Source organism: Vibrio cincinnatiensis DSM 19608 (assembly GCF_900167345.1).
Classification (GTDB): domain Bacteria; phylum Pseudomonadota; class Gammaproteobacteria; order Enterobacterales; family Vibrionaceae; genus Vibrio; species Vibrio cincinnatiensis.
This window is the reverse complement of the sequence record NZ_FUXB01000024.1, coordinates 1-17,500: the sequence shown is the minus strand read 5'-3', so window position 1 is coordinate 17,500 and position 17,500 is coordinate 1. Positions and strand designations below refer to the sequence as shown.

Sequence of the window (17,500 nt, the reverse complement as noted above, 5' to 3'; positions counted from 1 at the left end):
TGTCTAAAGCAAAATTTGAACGTACGAAACCGCACGTAAACGTTGGTACTATCGGCCACGTTGACCACGGTAAAACCACTCTAACCGCAGCTATCTGTACTGTACTTGCAAAAGTATACGGCGGTGAAGCTAAAGACTTCGCGTCAATCGACAATGCTCCAGAAGAGCGTGAGCGCGGTATTACTATTTCTACTTCACACGTAGAATACCAAACTCCAACTCGTCACTACGCACACGTAGACTGCCCAGGACACGCTGACTATGTTAAAAACATGATCACCGGTGCTGCGCAAATGGACGGTGGTATCCTAGTGGTAGCGGCGACAGATGGCCCAATGCCACAAACTCGTGAGCACATCCTACTAGGCCGTCAGGTTGGTATCCCTTACATCATCGTATTCATGAACAAATGTGACATGGTTGATGATGAAGAGCTACTAGAACTAGTAGAAATGGAAGTTCGTGAACTTCTTTCTGAATACGACTTCCCAGGTGATGACTTACCTGTGATTCAAGGTTCAGCACTAGGTGCATTGAACGGTGAAGAGCAGTGGGAAGCGAAGATTGTAGAACTAGCAGAAGCGCTAGATTCATACATTCCAGAGCCAGAGCGTGCAGTAGACCAAGCATTCCTAATGCCAATCGAAGACGTATTCTCAATTCAAGGTCGTGGTACAGTAGTAACGGGTCGTATCGAGCGTGGTATTCTACGTGTAGGTGACGAAGTTGCCATCGTTGGTATCAAAGATACAACGACGACGACTTGTACAGGTGTAGAGATGTTCCGTAAGCTGCTTGACGAAGGTCGTGCAGGTGAGAACGTTGGTGCACTACTACGTGGTACTAAGCGTGATGACGTAGAACGTGGTCAAGTATTGGCGAAACCAGGTTCAATCACTCCACACACTAAATTTGAATCAGAAGTTTACGTGCTGTCTAAAGATGAAGGTGGTCGTCATACCCCATTCTTCAAAGGTTACCGTCCACAGTTCTACTTCCGTACAACAGACGTAACGGGTAACATCGAGTTACCAGCAGGCGTAGAAATGGTAATGCCAGGCGACAACATCCAAATGGTTGTAGAGCTCATTGCTCCAATCGCAATGGATGAAGGTCTACGTTTCGCTATTCGTGAAGGTGGCCGTACCGTTGGTGCTGGTGTTGTAGCTAAGATCATCGCTTAATTTCGATCATTTTAGATAACAACCAAATAGAAAAGGGAAGCTTTTGCTTCCCTTTTGTTTTTTCGGTTATAAATCATTTTTAATTTTATCTTTGCTGTTAAGTTTTAAAAAACAAACAGTTATTTTATGAGCCTGAGTAAACATAACGAAACTCGATGATCTGGTTAGGCGATTCTTACGTGCGTTATAACGAATTAATCTTTCATTGTTACGATTCAATATGGAAATAATAATGATTGTTGTTTATATTATTATTCGTTTAGTGGTTATTAGGTTTAGCTATGTACGTTTGTTTATGCCACGGCATTTCAGATAAAAAGATTAAAAAATTGGCATTAGAGTCAGGAATCTCTGATATCAGAGGTATTAAGCGCTGTACCGCATTAGGATCTCAATGTGGTAAGTGTGTTAAACAGGCAAAAGAAATTTTAAGTACTACGATACCCAGTTACTTACAAGCAAGTTAGTTGCCTTTTCATAAATTTTGACACCTTCTCAATTCGTTCTACAGTTAATAGAGCCAAAGAGGAGGGCTTTGTCATGAAAGGTGATCCTATCATCATCCAACATTTGAATAAAATTCTTAGCAATGAGTTGATTGCGATTAATCAATATTTTCTACACGCCCGTATGTATAAAGATTGGGGGCTAAAACATCTAGCGGATAAGGAATATCACGAGTCTATTGATGAGATGAAGCACGCTGATCATTTAATTGAAAGGATTCTGTTTCTAGAGGGGTTGCCGAATTTACAAGATCTTGGCAAGTTAATGATCGGTGAAGATACTCAAGAAATGTTGGAGTGTGATCTAAAATTAGAAATGTCGGCAATTCCTGATCTTCGTAATGCCATCGCTTATGCAGAAGATATTCGGGATTATGTTTCTCGAGATTTATTTCAAGCAATTTTAGAAGATGAAGAAGAACACGTCGATTGGTTAGAAACACAGTTAGGCCTGATTGAAATGACTGGGCTAGAAAATTATCTACAAGCTCAATTTGTGGATGAACATTAATTGCTATGGTTGGGGGAGAGGTGCGTTTTCATCTTTCTCCCCTTGATGTTTATTCATGGATCGTTCCTATATTTCCCTTGCTAAAATTGGCGTCATTCTGTACTATTCCCGCTCCTTAATTCTCGGTCACTTATCATTCGTTCCTTGCTTCCTTTGGATGACCGGGCCAAATCTGGAAGCTGAATAATCCGTAAGGAGCAATAAATGCGTCATTACGAAATCGTATTCATGGTGCACCCAGATCAAAGCGAGCAAGTTGCTGGCATGATCGAGCGTTACACTGGTTCTATCACTGAAGCTGGCGGTAAAGTTCACCGTCTAGAAGATTGGGGTCGTCGTCAACTGGCTTACCCAATTAACAAACTGCACAAAGCTCACTACGTTCTAATGAACGTTGAAGCTGACCAAGCAGTGGTTGATGAACTAGAAACAGCGTTCCGTTTTAACGATGCTGTTCTACGTAACATGATCATGCGTACTAAAGCTGCTATCACTGAACCTTCTATCATGCTAAAAGCAAAAGAAGAACGCTCTAAGCGTGAAGAAGTGAAATTTGAAGCAGACGCTGAGTAATTTCAATGGACCGATTTGATGCTTAACCGTTCTTTGGAGCTGGTTTTGGTGTCAGCTTAATGGCTTAGTGATTGATTACTAGGTAAATTAAGCACCATTAACACTTGTTTATGGTTAACGGTCGCTGCGTTCACTCAACATTTAGTATTAGGCCGCATCATTAGGGCAGAGAGAGTTTCTGACTAATCAAAATATATTTTTTGATAACGATGCATAAGGCCGACAACATTATTCAAATTTAGATCAGGAGATAGCCCATGGCTCGTTTCTTCCGTCGTCGTAAATTCTGCCGTTTTACTGCAGAAGGCGTACAAGAGATTGATTACAAAGATGTAGCAACTCTTAAGAATTACATCACTGAAGCTGGTAAAATCGTACCTAGCCGTATCACTGGCACAAGTGCTAAATATCAGCGTCAGCTAGCTCGTGCAATCAAACGCTCTCGCTACCTAGCTCTATTGCCATATACTGACAAACATCAGTAATCGGCACCGTTTATTAAGAAAGAGGATTAAGCAATGCAAGTTATTCTACTTGATAAAATCGGTAACCTGGGTGGCCTTGGCGATACAGTTAACGTTAAATCTGGTTACGCTCGTAACTTCCTTATCCCTCAAGGTAAGGCAGTAATGGCAACTAAAGCTAACGTTGAGATGTTTGAAACTCGTCGCGCTGAACTTGAAGCAAAAGTTGTAGAGCAACTGACTGCTGCTCAAGCTCGTGCTGACCAAGTAAATGCACTAGAAGCTGTTGTTATCGCTTCTAAAGCTGGTGATGAAGGTAAACTATTCGGTTCTATCGGTACTCGTGACATCGCTGACGCAATTACTGCGGCTGGTGTTGCTGTAGCGAAGAGCGAAGTTCGCCTACCTGAAGGTGCTCTACGTAACACTGGTGAGTTCGAAATTAGCGTACAACTTCATTCAGAAGTGTTTGCTACTGTGAACCTAAAAGTGATTGCTGAGTAATCTCAGTTTACTTATTAGTTGAAAAACACCAGCTTCGGCTGGTGTTTTTTTTAGCTCATCGGTCACGACTACATTGAGGTTAGAAAAGAAAGACTAAGCTGACCGCCAAAATACTATCTGACTTACTTAGCCCTTCTGGTACCTGGTTGTGGTATTGGCGAGATTGGCTGATTTTTAGAGCAATATCTTCAGTGATATTATTGATGACACTAATATCAGTATCCAAGCGGGTATTACTGTCCCCCCCGACTAAAGTTGCATCAGCTGAAAGCCTAAAATTACGCAGTATTTGCCATTCGGTTTTGAGATTGCTGCGGAAAATGGGTTCTCGAACTAGGTTGGGGAAAACGACATCATTGCTGCCAATTTCATCAAGATTGGGTTCTTGATAACGATAGCCCGGGCCTACCTCTAGCTCAACAAGTAAGGTATCGGTATTGGTTAACTGATAACCTAGCCCACCAGAGAGGGTATAATCTTTGAAATAGGCGCTATAGCGAGAGTCTGTGCCTCGAAAGCTTCCGTACAGATACATCTTGGGACCTAACTTATAGTCACTTTGCAGTGTGTAGCTAGATTGCCTTTTGTTCTCTTTACCGTTTTTATCCAATTTATAAAAGCGCCACTCCCCGTTGGTACGGTGACGACCACTAATGTATTCCCCTTTCACTCGCGCGTTGAGTGATTGAGAATCGGTATTCCCTGAGTGAGACTGGTAGCCAAATTCTACTTGGCTATGCCAAGGTGAGAGGGTTTTGATGTCCTTATTTGTCTGAGTTTCCTCGTGCGCGTAAACGTTATAACTTGTCAACAGGCTAATACTTAGAAGCCAAACTTTGGACACACAGAGCCCCTCATTAGTCAGTAAATTTTTCGAATAATAAGCATCAGTGATAAAAATTCGGTCATGCCAAAGTTAATTCTACTTTCATTGCTGACAAACTTTCCTAAGGTTAATTACAAATGCGTGATTCTCGTTATAATGGACGGTTATTGAAGCATTACCGAGTGAACTTATGGCGGATCTCCGAACCGATAACCGAAACCGTAAAATTACGGATGCCCAAGTCGATGCGATGAAGATTCCTCCGCATTCATTAGAAGCTGAACAATCGGTGATTGGTGGCTTGTTAATGGATAATGAGCGTTGGGATACCGTATCAGAGCGAGTCATTGCGCAAGATTTTTACAGCCGACCTCACCGTTTAATTTTTGAAGCGGTGAAGCATTTACTTGAAGCAGGACACCCCCTCGACTTAATCACGTTATCAGAGCATTTGGAGCTACGCGAACAACTGGATGATGTCGGCGGTTTTGCGTATCTTGCTGACCTTGTGAAAAATACGCCTAGTGCCGCCAATATTAATGCTTATGCGGAAATTGTGGCAGAGCGAGCGTTAGTGCGAAATTTGATTGGGGTTGCCAATGAAATTGCCGATGCTGGCTATGATCCCCAAGGTCGTAGCTCAGAAGATTTGCTTGATCTCGCTGAGAGCAAAGTTTTTGCTATTGCTGAGGCTCGAACGAGTGATAATGAAGGCCCGCAAAGCGTTGATTCCATTTTGGAGAAAACCTTAGAGCGAATTGAGTTACTCTATAAGACACCCCAAGATGGGGTGACTGGGGTGAACACGGGCTTTACGGACCTCAATAAGAAAACGGCGGGTTTACAAGGTTCCGATTTAATCATTGTGGCTGCTCGTCCCTCTATGGGTAAAACCACGTTTGCAATGAACCTGTGTGAAAACGCAGCAATGGGACAAGAAAAGCCCGTTCTTATTTTCTCGCTTGAGATGCCCGCTGAACAAATTATGATGCGGATGCTTGCTTCATTATCTCGCGTTGATCAAACTAAAATTCGGACAGGTCAATTAGATGATGAAGACTGGGCGAGAATTTCGTCAACCATGGGAATGCTCATGGAGAAGAAAAATATGTTCATTGACGACAGCTCGGCACTGACCCCTACCGAAGTCCGTTCCCGAGCTCGACGCATTGCGCGTGAGCATGGGGGGTTATCACTTATCATGGTCGACTATTTACAGCTTATGCGTGTGCCAGCATTAAGTGATAACCGTACCCTTGAAATTGCCGAAATCTCCCGCTCACTAAAAGCATTAGCGAAAGAATTAAATGTTCCTGTTGTGGCTTTGTCTCAGTTAAACCGTTCTTTGGAGCAGCGTGCTGATAAACGCCCTGTTAACTCTGACTTGCGAGAATCGGGATCGATTGAACAAGATGCTGACTTGATCATGTTTATCTATCGAGATGAGGTTTATCACCCGGATAGCCCACTAAAAGGTATTGCTGAAATTATTATTGGTAAGCAGCGTAATGGCCCAATTGGTTCTGTTCGTTTGACCTTCCAAGGGCAATATTCTCGTTTTGATAACTATGCAGGCCCTGCATTTGATGATGAATAACCGCATGAATTATATGAAAGCAGCAAAAGCATGCATCGATTTAGATGCCTTGCAATACAACTTACAGAAAATCAAACAGCAAGCTCCAAAAAGTAAATTAATGGCTGTTGTCAAAGCCAATGGTTATGGGCATGGCCTGCATCAAGTTGCTAAACATGCACAAAGTGCCGATGCATTTGGGGTCGCTCGAATAGAAGAAGCTCTCCAGCTTAGGGCAAGTGGTATCGTAAAACCGATTTTATTACTAGAAGGTTTTTATTCCTCAGGTGACCTACCCGTATTGGTCACCAATAACATTCAAACAGTACTGCACTGTGAAGAGCAGTTACAAGCCCTTGAGCAGGCCCAGCTTGATACCCCAGTGGTTGTGTGGCTAAAAGTGGATAGTGGTATGCATCGTTTAGGCGTTCGCCCTGAACAATACCGTCATTTTGTAGAGCGGTTGCATCACTGCCCAAATGTGGCGAAGCCTTTACGTTACATGAGCCATTTTGGCTGTGCTGATGAACTGGATAAATCGACCACATCGGAACAAATTGAGTGCTTTCTATCACTGACTCATGGCTGCCAAGGTGAACGTTCGTTAGCAGCTTCCGCTGGATTATTGGCTTGGCCTCAAAGTCAATTAGAATGGGTGCGTCCAGGGATTATCATGTATGGCGTTTCTCCTTTTCTTGATAAAGATGCTCAAGAGATGGGCTATCAACCCGTAATGACGTTAAAGTCTCACCTGATTGCTGTTCGAGATGTGAAAGCGGGGGAAAGAGTTGGTTATGGCGGTCTATGGCGTAGTGAACGTGACACAAAAATAGGGGTGATAGCCATTGGCTATGGGGATGGCTATCCTCGCACTGCACCTAATGGTACGCCTGTCATTGTGAATGGAAGAGTGGTGCCTATTGCGGGTCGTGTTTCGATGGATATGTTAACCGTCGATTTGGGCCCCGATGCACACGATCATGTTGGTGATGAAGCGGTATTATGGGGCGGTGAGCTCTCTGTTGAACGGGTGGCAAGCCATATTGGAACCTTGGGTTATGAGTTAGTGACAAAACTCACTTCACGGGTCGAAATGTGTTATTTCGGAGCAGGCCAATAGGCCTGTTTTTGTTTGATGCCAGATAGAATGACAATCGTAGTTGAAAGAGAAGTGTTCATGACGGATAGGTATCACAATGCTACTATTTTGATCGCTTGAGCTAAGTGTATTGTTGGCGACTTTATCTGACTTAACTCAATGTCGATGGGCAAAAGCTCAGCCATAATTGGGCTTATTATTCAAGGACCGACTTTCTGCTTTGAGCAGTTAAGGTTATTATTTTTTGCTTTAACGGGGATTCCCTACTTAATCAGAAGGTTAAGTATTGTGGAATAAAGCCTACTGTAACATCGGGATAGATACCATGTTGAAAAACATCAATCCAACGCACACACATGCTTGGAAAGCTCTGACTGCGCATTTTGAATCAGCGCAAGATATGGACTTAAAAACACTATTTGCAGAAAATAGCCAACGTTTTAGTCAATACTCCACACGATTTGGTCATGACATTTTGGTTGATTATTCTAAAAACTTAATCAATGAAGAAACCATGAAACATCTTTTTGCTTTAGCCAAAGAAACTGAGGTTGATGCGGCAATTGAAGCGATGTTTAGTGGTGCTGCTATCAACCAAACAGAAGATCGTGCAGTATTACATACGGCATTGCGTAATCGTAGCAATACCCCTGTGATGGTGGATGGCGAAGATGTCATGCCAGCGGTGAATGCAGTCTTAGAAAAAATGCGTGCATTTTCTGAACGTGTGATCCGTGGTGAGTGGAAAGGCTTTACTGGCAAGGCCATCACCGATGTTGTTAACATTGGTATTGGGGGTTCTGACTTGGGGCCCTATATGGTGACAGAAGCGTTAGCGCCTTACAAAAACCACCTGACCATGCACTTTGTCTCTAACGTGGATGGGACTCATATTGCGGAAACGCTAAAAAAAGTAGACCCTGAAACGACACTTTTCCTAGTGGCATCGAAAACCTTTACCACTCAAGAAACCATGACTAATGCGCATTCTGCGCGTGATTGGTTCTTGAATGTTGCAGGTGATGAGGCACATGTAGCCAAACATTTTGCTGCATTGTCGACGAATGGCACCGCTGTGGCTGAATTCGGTATTGATACCGAAAATATGTTTGAATTTTGGGATTGGGTTGGTGGCCGTTATTCACTTTGGTCAGCGATCGGTTTATCGATCATTTTATCGATTGGCTATGAAAACTTCGTTGAGCTTCTAACAGGAGCCCATGAAATGGATAAACATTTTGTGGAAACTCCGTTTGAAAGCAACATTCCTGTGATTTTGGCTCTGATTGGTCTTTGGTATAACAACTTCCATGGCGCGGAATCTGAAGCGATTCTTCCTTATGACCAATACATGCATCGCTTTGCAGCCTATTTCCAGCAAGGGAATATGGAGTCTAACGGTAAATATGTTGACCGTAACGGTCAAGCCGTTACCTATCAAACTGGGCCAATCATTTGGGGTGAACCTGGTACTAATGGACAACATGCCTTTTACCAGTTGATTCACCAAGGAACTAAGCTTATTCCTTGTGACTTTATTGCGCCAGCGATTAGCCATAATGCCGTGAGTGACCATCATCAGAAATTGATGTCCAACTTCTTTGCTCAAACGGAAGCGTTGGCTTTTGGTAAATCCGCAGATACGGTTAAAGCTGAATTGGTCAAAGCTGGGAAATCAGAAGCTGAAATGGCATCTTTAGTTCCATTTAAAGTCTTTGAAGGTAACCGACCCACCAACTCTATTTTGGTTAAACAAATCACACCTCGAACGCTAGGTAACTTGATTGCAATGTACGAACATAAGATTTTTGTACAGGGTGTGATCTGGAATATTTTCTCATTCGATCAATGGGGAGTGGAGTTGGGGAAACAACTGGCCAACCAAATTCTTCCTGAGTTGGAAAACGAGCAAGAGGTTTGTTCTCACGATAGTTCTACTAATGGTTTGATCAATGCATTTAAGGCATTTCGTGGCTAATCCACGTCGGGTGAAGTAGTAAAAAGGCTGATGTCAATGCATCAGCCTTTTTTAATCGAGAGCTAAAGAGAGTAGAACTATCATTCAAAGCAAATCTCAATAAATGCATTTCCCCATTGAGACGAGAAAGGCATGATAATGATCGAACCTTCACATTTATGACGAATAGTATGTCCCCGACCGGATACCACAACTGGGGTTGCCATATCGAAATCAAACCCACTTTCTGCCAAAATCCGTTTTGCTCCGCCAGTAACCATGTTAGTGATTTCTCCTACCATATCCGTGACTTCTTCATTTAAGCCATTTGGACGTTCACCCAACATGTTTTGCATAATTTCCAGTGCGAGGGCTTCATCAAAGGTGATCGACATGGAACCACGAGTTTGTGGACCAATCATGCCGATTAAACCTGAGATATCGCCGCGAGCAATTTCATCTTTTTTAAGACGAGGTTTTTGAGGCTTCAATTCTAAGGAAGCCATTGTTTTTAGTACGTTCAGCAAAGACGCTAAAAACGGATTGACAAATTCAGCGCGCATAACTCTCTTCTATTGGTTTCATTCTTTACTTTTGAGCACACGATTGGCAGACCCCATGTGATTCAATGACATGGTTACTGATAGTAAAACCGTGTTTCTCTGCATTATTTGCCAGCATATCGATCAAACTATCATTTTGCAGCTCAATAACATTACCACATTGGTCACAAATGAGTAATTGAGAAAAGTGTTTATGAGCATTACAAGAGCAACAAGAGATAAAACTATTGGTTGATTCCACTCGATGGATGAACCCTTGCTCAAGTAAAAAATCTAGCGCTCGATAGACGGTAGGTGGTTTTGCTTGAGGCTCACTTTTTTTTAAATCTTCCAGTAAGTCATAGGCACTGGAGGCTTTTTTACTAGCACAAATCAGATCGAACACACGTTTGCGTTGAGATGTTAACCTGACGCCTCTCGCCGCACATATTTCTTCTATCTGTTTGCTAAGCTTATTATCCAAATCCATCACCATCACTATTGGCGCCTAGTAATCATATACTATATCAAGCCAAAGATCGTTTTGAACATCAACAAATCACGCATGATTGACGTTGCCTTAACGAATTTCTCACCAGTGAGGCATAAGTTACCTTATCTGACAAAAAAACGATACTCTCAAAGTTGCTTTGAGAGTCGGAAGTCGTGCATTTTTGATAGTTATCAAGAAAGCACGACATTATTGCGGGGGAGATAAGCAATGAAGCTTAGTGAAAGCTCCTTGTCATTACAAAGGCGTATCTTATAGAACGGGCTACTCATGCCGTCATAAATGGATGTCGATCTTCATTGATTTGTGCTTTATGTGTGGTGCAACACTATGATGAATCATTAGTTTTGTCTCGGGGAGTATGGCTACGGAAGCTTTTCCACACGTTTTTAAGGAAATGATTTGGTTGTCATCACCGTGAATACGACCTTCTTAGCCACTATTGATGAATCTGAGGTATGTACAGGAGTACATTGAATCACATTCCTGGGATAGGTATAATCGCCAGCCTTACGCCGTATACAGGCTTTACTTTGTTTTCTAGAGGTTTTAGCTTTTATGCTGCGATCTTCCACATTATCCGTTGCTCCGATGCTCGATTGGACTGACAGGCATTGTCGATACTTTCATCGACTTCTTTCATCTCAAACACTTCTGTATACCGAGATGGTTACCACTGGGGCCATTATCCATGGTAAAGGTGATTTCTTAGCCTATAACGAAGAGGAACATCCTCTCGCTTTACAGTTAGGTGGTTCAAATCCTACCGATCTTGCGCATTGTGCAAAATTAGCGCAACAGCGAGGTTATGATGAAATAAACCTCAATGTGGGTTGCCCTTCTGATCGAGTTCAGAATGGGAAATTCGGGGCTTGCCTTATGGCAGAACCACAGCTTGTCGCCGATTGTGTGGCTGCCATGAAAGCGGTGGTGGATATTCCGGTTACCGTGAAAACTCGTATTGGTATTGATGATCAAGACTCATATGAGTTTCTGACTCATTTTATCACCCTTGTCTCTGAACGTGGTGGGTGTGAGCAGTTTACTATTCATGCACGAAAAGCGTGGTTAAGTGGCTTAAGCCCGAAAGAAAACCGTGAGATTCCCCCTTTAGATTACCCGCGGGCCTATCAATTGAAAAAAGATTTTCCTCATTTATCGATTGCGATTAATGGCGGGGTAAAATCTTTGGCGGAAGCATTGGAACATTTACAGCATGTCGATGGGGTGATGATTGGCCGAGAAGCTTACCAAAGCCCATATTTATTGGCTGAGGTTGATCAGCAAATTTTTGGTTTAGATCGACCAGTCAAAAGACGTTCTCAAGTTGTCCAAGAAATGTACCCTTATATTGAGCAGCAGCTTTCTCAAGGGGTGTACCTAGGCCATATTACCCGCCATATGTTAGGACTTTTCCAAAATATGCCAGGTGCACGTCAATGGCGACGTTATATCAGCGAAAATGCGCATAAACCCGGTTCAGGGGTCGACGTGGTAGAGCAAGCATTAGCTAAAATTCCATATCAAGATTTAGATGTGTAAATATCACTAACAGTTGGTTTTATTGACCATGTTATATCAGAAGCCAAGTAATTATCGTTACTTGGCTTTTTCTTTTTTCAATATAATCAATGCGCTAGAAATGAATTTTCTTGGTATAGTTCATGCACCATGCCATGAGAGAAATAATGAATGAAGAGGTATGAAGAATGACGGAAATATTACTATTTTTGGCTTTGTTAATGGGGTTTGTATTGAGCGGCTTTACCTTATTGGGCGTTCTTCTTACGAGTTGGATTGTGATTGCTATTATGCTTTTTTTAGGGCTCCTTGGAATGCTGTTAAAGCTTATGCCATGGGTTCTACTCTTGGTTTTTTGTATCTGGTTATATCGATACTCTAAAGCACAGCCACGTTAAATTATTGGTCGTTAAATTCGCAATTTGCTCGAAATACACCATTCTTATTATAACGGAGTAAGCAACGGTTATGAGAGCGGCAATGACGATCACGGAATTAAGAAATCTTTATCGAAAGCACCTCCTTATCGAAGCGGTTATAGAACCCTCTTCTGAAGAAGGGGAATGGATTGTAGAGTTTCGTCACCAAAGAGGAGGTTTTGTTCTATTAACGGATGCGAATGGAGAAGAGTGCCACTATGCTGATTTGGATACTGCATCTAAAACAGCGATGGCGGTAGGGTTTAAACAAGTGAGAGTGGAAGGGCGAGTGAATTAGCCATTCCCTTACTTCCAAAAAGTTATAAAACATTCACTTCTATTCTTTCTTGTTATTAAAGAGAGTGGTTAATCTATCGTCACGCAATGAATAAGGAAGTCGTGACAATGTCTTCAGGAAATACCTTACCACATGAGTTGGCCTCATTAGTTAGCCCGATTAACGACTCTCAACTCACTCTTTTACAACAAAGTGCGACTCAACTTTCCCCACAGCAGTTAGCGTGGGTGAGTGGTTATTTTTGGGGGCTAAGTCAAGCTCATGAGAATCCGGTGAGTCAAGCTGTCTCTCGCGCGGTAGCTATAGCTCCGTCTGGTCAACTGACGATTATTTTTGCTTCGCAAACCGGAAATGCTAAAGGCGTTGCTGAAGCATTAGAGCAAGAAGCACAAGCGGCAGGAATTACCGCTAAGTTATTTGATGCGAGTGATTACAAAGGTAAAGATTTAGCGAAAGAAAGCTATGTTATTTTTGTGGCTTCAACGAATGGAGAAGGGGAAGCACCAGATAACGCCATAGATCTGCATGAGTTTTTACAATCTAAAAAAGCGCCTAAGTTACCTAACTTACAGTATGGCGTGATTGGCCTAGGCGACTCAAGTTATGAGTTTTTCTGCCAAACTGGAAAAGATTTTGATGCGTTTCTCGAGAAATTGGGTGCTCAGCGCTTTATTGATCGAATAGATTGCGATGTGGATTATGATGCTTGTGCTAGCGAGTGGAGAACCCAAGCACTAGCGCGTGTAAAACAAGCTTTAGCTTCACAAGCGGAAATTGTGCAACAGCCAATCGTACATTCGGCGACTCATTCTTCGTCTTATACAAAACAGCACCCATATCATGCCAGTTTATTGACTAGTCAAAAAATAACTGGGCGAGATTCCGGTAAAGATGTACGTCATATTGAAATCGACTTAACTGACTCAGGGATCGTTTATCAACCCGGCGATGCTTTGGGGGTTTGGTATGAAAACTCCCCATCTTTAGCAAAAGCCATTTTAGCTGCCGTGGGTTTAGAGGAAAGTGAAACAGTTGAGGTTGATGGAAAAAAAGTTTCAATCCTTCAGGCTTTAATTGAGCAGTATGAAATCACGAACTCGAATCCACAATTTATTACTCAGTTTGCTGAACTTTCAGGCAGTAAGAAGTTACACAAGCTGGTGGAAGAGAAAGACAAGCTCAGAGAATACTCGGCGAATACACAAATTATTGATGTGTTAAAAGAAAAGAAAACAAAATTATCTGCTGAACAATTGATTTCGTTATTACGTCGTTTAACGCCTCGTCTTTATTCTATCGCTTCGAGCCAAGCGGAAGTGGATGAAGAAGTCCATCTGACGGTTGCTGTTGTGGAATACGAAAAGAATGGAGAGCTTCGTCAAGGTGGGGCTTCGAGTTTTCTTGCGCAGCGCCTAGAAGAAGGTGGAACCGTTAAAGTGTTTGTGGAACATAACAAACAGTTCAAGCTTCCTGAAGATGACCATACCCCTATTATCATGGTTGGGCCTGGCACAGGTATCGCGCCATTTCGTAGCTTTATACAGGAACGTGATAATCGTGGTGCAAGTGGGAAAAACTGGTTGTTCTTTGGTGATAGAACCTTTACTCAAGATTTTCTCTATCAAACTGAATGGCAGAAATATCTTAAATCGGGTGTCTTGTCTCGGTTAGAGGTGGCATTTAGCCGAGATCAACATGAAAAGGTGTATGTACAACACCGAATTCTAGAGCAAGCAGAGCAGGTTTGGGCGTGGTTACAGCAAGGAGCACATCTTTATGTGTGTGGTGATGCAACTCATATGGCGAAAGATGTACATCATGCCTTTGTTCAGGTAGCACAGCAAAAAGGTGGTTTGTCTGCTGAACAAGCGGAAGAATATTTTAATCAATTGCGCAAAGAAAAACGTTATCAAAGGGATGTCTACTAATGAGCACAAAGATCGAAAATAATGTTCAACAGGTTTTAGGCGAAGTGCTTGGCCCTCTTTCTGACAACGAGCGCTTGAAAAGGGAAAGCCAATTCTTACGTGGGACTATCGAGCAAGATCTGCAAGATCGTATTACTGGCGGTTTTACTGCGGACAACTTCCAGCTGATTCGTTTTCATGGCATGTATCAGCAAGATGACCGAGATATTCGTAATGAGCGTAGTAAGCAGAAATTAGAACCGTTGCATAATGTCATGCTGCGTGCGCGTATGCCGGGCGGTATAATCACTCCTAAACAATGGTTAGCGATTGATAAGTTTGCTAGTGAGCATACTTTGTACGGCAGTATTCGTTTGACTACCCGACAAACGTTTCAATTTCATGGTGTACTAAAGCCCAATATTAAGCCAATGCACCAAATGTTGAACAGTATTGGGATTGATTCGATAGCTACCGCCGGTGACGTTAATCGTAATGTGTTATGTACTTCTAATCCTGTTGAGTCAGAACTACATCAGGAAGCCTACGAGTGGGCGAAAAAAATCAGTGAGCATCTGCTACCCAAAACTCGAGCGTATGCGGAGATCTGGTTAGATGGTGAGAAAGTCGAAGCGACTGACGAAGAACCCATTTTGGGGAGCCATTACTTGCCTCGTAAATTTAAAACGACGGTTGTTATTCCTCCTCATAATGATGTGGATGTGCATGCCAATGACTTAAATTTTATTGCGATCGCTGAGAATGGAAAATTAGTTGGCTTTAATGTTTTAGTGGGTGGTGGGTTAGCTATGACTCATGGCGATACCTCCACATACCCTCGCCAAGCTGATGACTTTGGTTTTATTCCTTTGCACAAAACACTCGATGTGGCTGCTGCGGTTGTTACTACTCAGCGTGATTGGGGAAATCGCTCTAATCGGAAAAACGCAAAAACAAAGTACACCCTTGATAGAGTCGGTGTTGAGGTATTCAAAGCGGAAGTTGAAAAGCGGGCTGGTATACAGTTTGCCGTAAGCCGCCCTTATCAATTTACTGAACGAGGAGATCGTATCGGGTGGATAGAAGGCATTGATGGAAAACATCACCTGACTTTATTTATTGAAAATGGTCGCCTACTCGATTATCCCAATAAACCCCTAAAAACAGGGGTGGCTGAAATTGCCAAAGTACACCAAGGTGATTTTCGAATGACAGCGAACCAAAACTTGATAATTGCCGGAGTACCATCGGAACAAAAAGAGCAGATAGAAGCGCTTGCTCGTTCACATGGACTGATGGCAGATTCAGTGAGTGAACAGCGAAAAAACTCCATGGCGTGTGTTGCCTTTCCCACCTGCCCTTTGGCAATGGCAGAAGCCGAACGATTTTTACCAACGTTTGTTGATCAAGTCGAATTAATTTTAGCAAAGCACATGCTTCCAAAAGAAGAAAGCATCATTCTCCGAGTGACAGGATGTCCTAATGGTTGTGGGCGAGCTATGTTGGCAGAAATTGGCCTGGTGGGTAAAGCTCCGGGGCGTTACAACTTGCATTTAGGAGGAAACCGAGCAGGTACTCGAATTCCTAAGATGTATAAAGAAAACATTACCGATCAACAAATTTTAGAAGAAATTGATCAGTTAGTTGGTCGCTGGGCGGAAGAACGTCAGCCTAATGAAGGTTTTGGTGATTTCACTATTCGTTCTGGAATCATTGAAGAAGTGATCATCGCTAAGAGGGATTTCTATGCCTAAACCTGTTGAACTTCCTATTTTATCCGAACTTTTAAAGTTAACGAAGGTAGAGCAAACACTTCGACTAGCCGAGGTCAATGGTTACTTGGAGGAGTTAAGTGCACAAGAACGAGTGCGTTGGGCTTTAGAAACGTTGCCAGAAACTCATGTCCTCTCATCGAGTTTTGGTATTCAAGCGGCTGTTATGCTGCATCTTGTGACTTCTCAAAAAGAAGATCTTCCTGTAATACTGACAGATACGGGATATCTTTTCCCTGAGACTTACCAATTTATTGATGCGTTAACGGAGCAGTTGTCATTAAATCTGAAAGTGTATCGTTCAGATCTTTCCAGTGCTTGGCAAGAAGCTCGATTAGGAAAATTGTGGGAACAAGGTATTGCTGGTATTGAGCGTTATAACCAACTTAATAAAGTAGAGCCAATGCATCGAGCATTTAATGAGTTAGGCGCAAAAACCTGGTTCTCTGGTTTACGGCGCGAGCAATCGAAATCACGAGCCACATTACCTATTTTAGCGATTCAAAATAATACCTTTAAATTTTTGCCTATTATTGATTGGAGCAACAAAGATATTCACTACTATTTAAAAGAGCACGCTCTTCCTTACCATCCACTTTGGGAAAAAGGGTATTTATCTGTCGGAGATACTCATACTACACAAAAATGGGAACCGGGAATGAAGGAAGAGGAAACTCGCTTTTTTGGGCTTAAACGAGAGTGTGGCCTTCATGAGTAATTTGTTAAGTTGGACAACAAGTAGGTAGAGCTCTTAATTCGGTTATATAAGTAAAGGTCAAAGACTAGTATTTAGTTTTTGACCTTTTCAAAACTTATATTATTCCAATGAGAGAAAAGAACAACTCTGTGGATAAGTTGGTATTAATATCTGTATAAAATAGGATAAATAAACCATTGATGGTTAATCCAGCAGTTAAACGTTATTTTGACGCTTTTTCTCAAAAATAACTTGTCAGGAATATTCAGTTATCTATAATCCGCATCCGTTGAGACAACAAGGGCTAAGCAAGCCTTAAAAGTGTTCAACTAGGCCAAAAAGAACTTTCAATAAAGTGTTTGACACACAAAAGTTTTTCGTTAGAATGGCCGCCTCTTCCGATACGGTGTAAGCCAAACGGTAAGAACGCTCTTTAACAATTTAAACCAATCAATCTGTGTGGGCACTCGTTGATGATAATCAAAAAGATTTATCGATGAACTGAGTGACCAATCAGAATCAAGTTTACTTGATTTTGGCACAGTCAATTCATTATCGTTCTGTTGGAACGATAATAGCTTTAATTTACTAAGGTAAGTTGAAGTCAGTATTCATTGAGCCGGTCGCAAGACC

The 17,500-nt window shown here is 42.2% G+C and carries 18 protein-coding genes; 15 read left to right on the top strand and 3 right to left on the bottom strand.

Annotated features, from left to right (window positions below):
* From tuf to rplI, 6 genes are all read left to right on the top strand, one after another.
* Positions 1–1,184: elongation factor Tu (gene tuf, locus B5D54_RS15965; RefSeq protein WP_078927544.1), on the top strand; the 1,184-nt coding region annotated here is incomplete at its 5' end.
* 281 nt (positions 1,185–1,465) lie between these two features.
* Positions 1,466–1,651, top strand: a complete 186-nt coding sequence (locus B5D54_RS15960; RefSeq protein ID WP_078927543.1) for a (2Fe-2S)-binding protein — start codon at positions 1,466–1,468, stop codon at positions 1,649–1,651.
* 73 nt (positions 1,652–1,724) lie between these two features.
* On the top strand, positions 1,725–2,201 hold the full coding sequence (bfr, locus tag B5D54_RS15955; protein WP_078927542.1) for a bacterioferritin: 477 nt from the start codon (positions 1,725–1,727) through the stop codon (positions 2,199–2,201).
* Positions 2,202–2,405: 204 nt separating this feature from the next.
* The gene (rpsF, locus tag B5D54_RS15950) at positions 2,406–2,774 is read left to right on the top strand and encodes a 30S ribosomal protein S6 (protein ID WP_078927541.1); all 369 of its coding nucleotides are present in this window, start codon (positions 2,406–2,408) and stop codon (positions 2,772–2,774) included.
* Between the two features lie 257 nt (positions 2,775–3,031).
* The gene (gene rpsR, locus B5D54_RS15945; RefSeq protein WP_000090472.1) at positions 3,032–3,259 is read left to right on the top strand and encodes a 30S ribosomal protein S18; all 228 of its coding nucleotides are present in this window, start codon (positions 3,032–3,034) and stop codon (positions 3,257–3,259) included.
* A 33-nt stretch (positions 3,260–3,292) separates the two neighbouring features.
* The gene (gene rplI / locus B5D54_RS15940; RefSeq protein WP_078927540.1) at positions 3,293–3,742 is read left to right on the top strand and encodes a 50S ribosomal protein L9; all 450 of its coding nucleotides are present in this window, start codon (positions 3,293–3,295) and stop codon (positions 3,740–3,742) included.
* Between the two features lie 79 nt (positions 3,743–3,821).
* Here rplI and B5D54_RS15935 read toward each other — a convergent pair whose 3' ends face one another.
* Positions 3,822–4,586, bottom strand: coding sequence for a DUF481 domain-containing protein (locus B5D54_RS15935; protein ID WP_078927539.1), 765 nt, complete (start codon positions 4,584–4,586; stop codon positions 3,822–3,824).
* Positions 4,587–4,758: 172 nt separating this feature from the next.
* On the opposite strand from B5D54_RS15935, the gene B5D54_RS15930 reads away from it, so the two are divergent.
* The 3 genes from B5D54_RS15930 (at position 4,759) to pgi (ending at position 9,221) form a co-directional block, all read left to right on the top strand.
* Positions 4,759–6,165 (top strand): replicative DNA helicase, encoded by a 1,407-nt coding sequence (locus B5D54_RS15930; protein ID WP_078927538.1) that lies wholly within the window; start codon positions 4,759–4,761, stop codon positions 6,163–6,165.
* A gap of 13 nt (positions 6,166–6,178) precedes the next feature.
* On the top strand, positions 6,179–7,264 hold the full coding sequence (gene alr / locus B5D54_RS15925) for an alanine racemase (protein WP_199251527.1): 1,086 nt from the start codon (positions 6,179–6,181) through the stop codon (positions 7,262–7,264).
* A 304-nt stretch (positions 7,265–7,568) separates the two neighbouring features.
* Entirely contained in the window at positions 7,569–9,221 is a 1,653-nt protein-coding gene (gene pgi / locus B5D54_RS15920) for a glucose-6-phosphate isomerase (RefSeq protein ID WP_078927537.1), read from the top strand.
* A gap of 80 nt (positions 9,222–9,301) precedes the next feature.
* On the opposite strand, the gene B5D54_RS15915 is transcribed toward pgi, so the two are convergent.
* Together B5D54_RS15915 and zur are read right to left on the bottom strand one after the other, a co-directional pair.
* The gene (locus B5D54_RS15915; RefSeq protein ID WP_078927536.1) at positions 9,302–9,763 is read right to left on the bottom strand and encodes a chemotaxis protein CheX; all 462 of its coding nucleotides are present in this window, start codon (positions 9,761–9,763) and stop codon (positions 9,302–9,304) included.
* Positions 9,764–9,788: 25 nt separating this feature from the next.
* Entirely contained in the window at positions 9,789–10,238 is a 450-nt protein-coding gene (zur, locus tag B5D54_RS15910; RefSeq protein WP_078927535.1) for a zinc uptake transcriptional repressor Zur, read from the bottom strand.
* A gap of 573 nt (positions 10,239–10,811) precedes the next feature.
* Here zur and dusA point away from each other — a divergent pair.
* The 6 genes from dusA to B5D54_RS15880 all read left to right on the top strand — a co-directional run bounded on the left by dusA (position 10,812) and on the right by B5D54_RS15880 (position 16,888).
* The gene (dusA, locus tag B5D54_RS15905) at positions 10,812–11,795 is read left to right on the top strand and encodes a tRNA dihydrouridine(20/20a) synthase DusA (RefSeq protein ID WP_078927534.1); all 984 of its coding nucleotides are present in this window, start codon (positions 10,812–10,814) and stop codon (positions 11,793–11,795) included.
* A 167-nt stretch (positions 11,796–11,962) separates the two neighbouring features.
* A complete protein-coding gene (locus tag B5D54_RS15900; RefSeq protein ID WP_078927533.1) occupies positions 11,963–12,172 on the top strand; it encodes an envelope stress response protein PspG in 210 nt (69 codons plus the stop codon).
* An 82-nt stretch (positions 12,173–12,254) separates the two neighbouring features.
* Entirely contained in the window at positions 12,255–12,491 is a 237-nt protein-coding gene (locus tag B5D54_RS15895; protein WP_078927532.1) for a hypothetical protein, read from the top strand.
* A gap of 86 nt (positions 12,492–12,577) precedes the next feature.
* Positions 12,578–14,419, top strand: a complete 1,842-nt coding sequence (locus B5D54_RS15890; RefSeq protein ID WP_172459885.1) for an assimilatory sulfite reductase (NADPH) flavoprotein subunit — start codon at positions 12,578–12,580, stop codon at positions 14,417–14,419.
* A complete protein-coding gene (gene cysI, locus B5D54_RS15885; RefSeq protein WP_078927530.1) occupies positions 14,419–16,152 on the top strand; it encodes an assimilatory sulfite reductase (NADPH) hemoprotein subunit in 1,734 nt (577 codons plus the stop codon). Before B5D54_RS15890 ends, cysI begins: the two co-directional genes overlap by 1 nt.
* Positions 16,145–16,888, top strand: a complete 744-nt coding sequence (locus tag B5D54_RS15880; protein ID WP_078927529.1) for a phosphoadenylyl-sulfate reductase — start codon at positions 16,145–16,147, stop codon at positions 16,886–16,888. Before cysI ends, B5D54_RS15880 begins: the two co-directional genes overlap by 8 nt.
* Positions 16,889–17,500: the final 612 nt, after the last annotated feature.

Bases quoted from the DNA above. Each gene is read 5' to 3' on its own strand.
- zur (WP_078927535.1), bottom strand. From the start codon at position 10,238: ATGGTGATGGATTTGGATAATAAGCTTAGCAAACAGATAGAAGAAATA.
- alr (WP_199251527.1), top strand. From the start codon at position 6,179: ATGAAAGCAGCAAAAGCATGCATCGATTTAGATGCCTTGCAATACAAC.
- B5D54_RS15890 (WP_172459885.1), top strand. From the start codon at position 12,578: ATGAATAAGGAAGTCGTGACAATGTCTTCAGGAAATACCTTACCACAT.
- B5D54_RS15895 (WP_078927532.1), top strand. From the start codon at position 12,255: ATGACGATCACGGAATTAAGAAATCTTTATCGAAAGCACCTCCTTATC.
- rpsR (WP_000090472.1), top strand. From the start codon at position 3,032: ATGGCTCGTTTCTTCCGTCGTCGTAAATTCTGCCGTTTTACTGCAGAA.
- rplI (WP_078927540.1), top strand. From the start codon at position 3,293: ATGCAAGTTATTCTACTTGATAAAATCGGTAACCTGGGTGGCCTTGGC.
- pgi (WP_078927537.1), top strand. From the start codon at position 7,569: ATGTTGAAAAACATCAATCCAACGCACACACATGCTTGGAAAGCTCTG.
- cysI (WP_078927530.1), top strand. From the start codon at position 14,419: ATGAGCACAAAGATCGAAAATAATGTTCAACAGGTTTTAGGCGAAGTG.
- dusA (WP_078927534.1), top strand. From the start codon at position 10,812: ATGCTGCGATCTTCCACATTATCCGTTGCTCCGATGCTCGATTGGACT.
- rpsF (WP_078927541.1), top strand. From the start codon at position 2,406: ATGCGTCATTACGAAATCGTATTCATGGTGCACCCAGATCAAAGCGAG.
- B5D54_RS15915 (WP_078927536.1), bottom strand. From the start codon at position 9,763: ATGCGCGCTGAATTTGTCAATCCGTTTTTAGCGTCTTTGCTGAACGTA.
- bfr (WP_078927542.1), top strand. From the start codon at position 1,725: ATGAAAGGTGATCCTATCATCATCCAACATTTGAATAAAATTCTTAGC.
- B5D54_RS15900 (WP_078927533.1), top strand. From the start codon at position 11,963: ATGACGGAAATATTACTATTTTTGGCTTTGTTAATGGGGTTTGTATTG.
- B5D54_RS15880 (WP_078927529.1), top strand. From the start codon at position 16,145: ATGCCTAAACCTGTTGAACTTCCTATTTTATCCGAACTTTTAAAGTTA.
- B5D54_RS15960 (WP_078927543.1), top strand. From the start codon at position 1,466: ATGTACGTTTGTTTATGCCACGGCATTTCAGATAAAAAGATTAAAAAA.
- B5D54_RS15930 (WP_078927538.1), top strand. From the start codon at position 4,759: ATGGCGGATCTCCGAACCGATAACCGAAACCGTAAAATTACGGATGCC.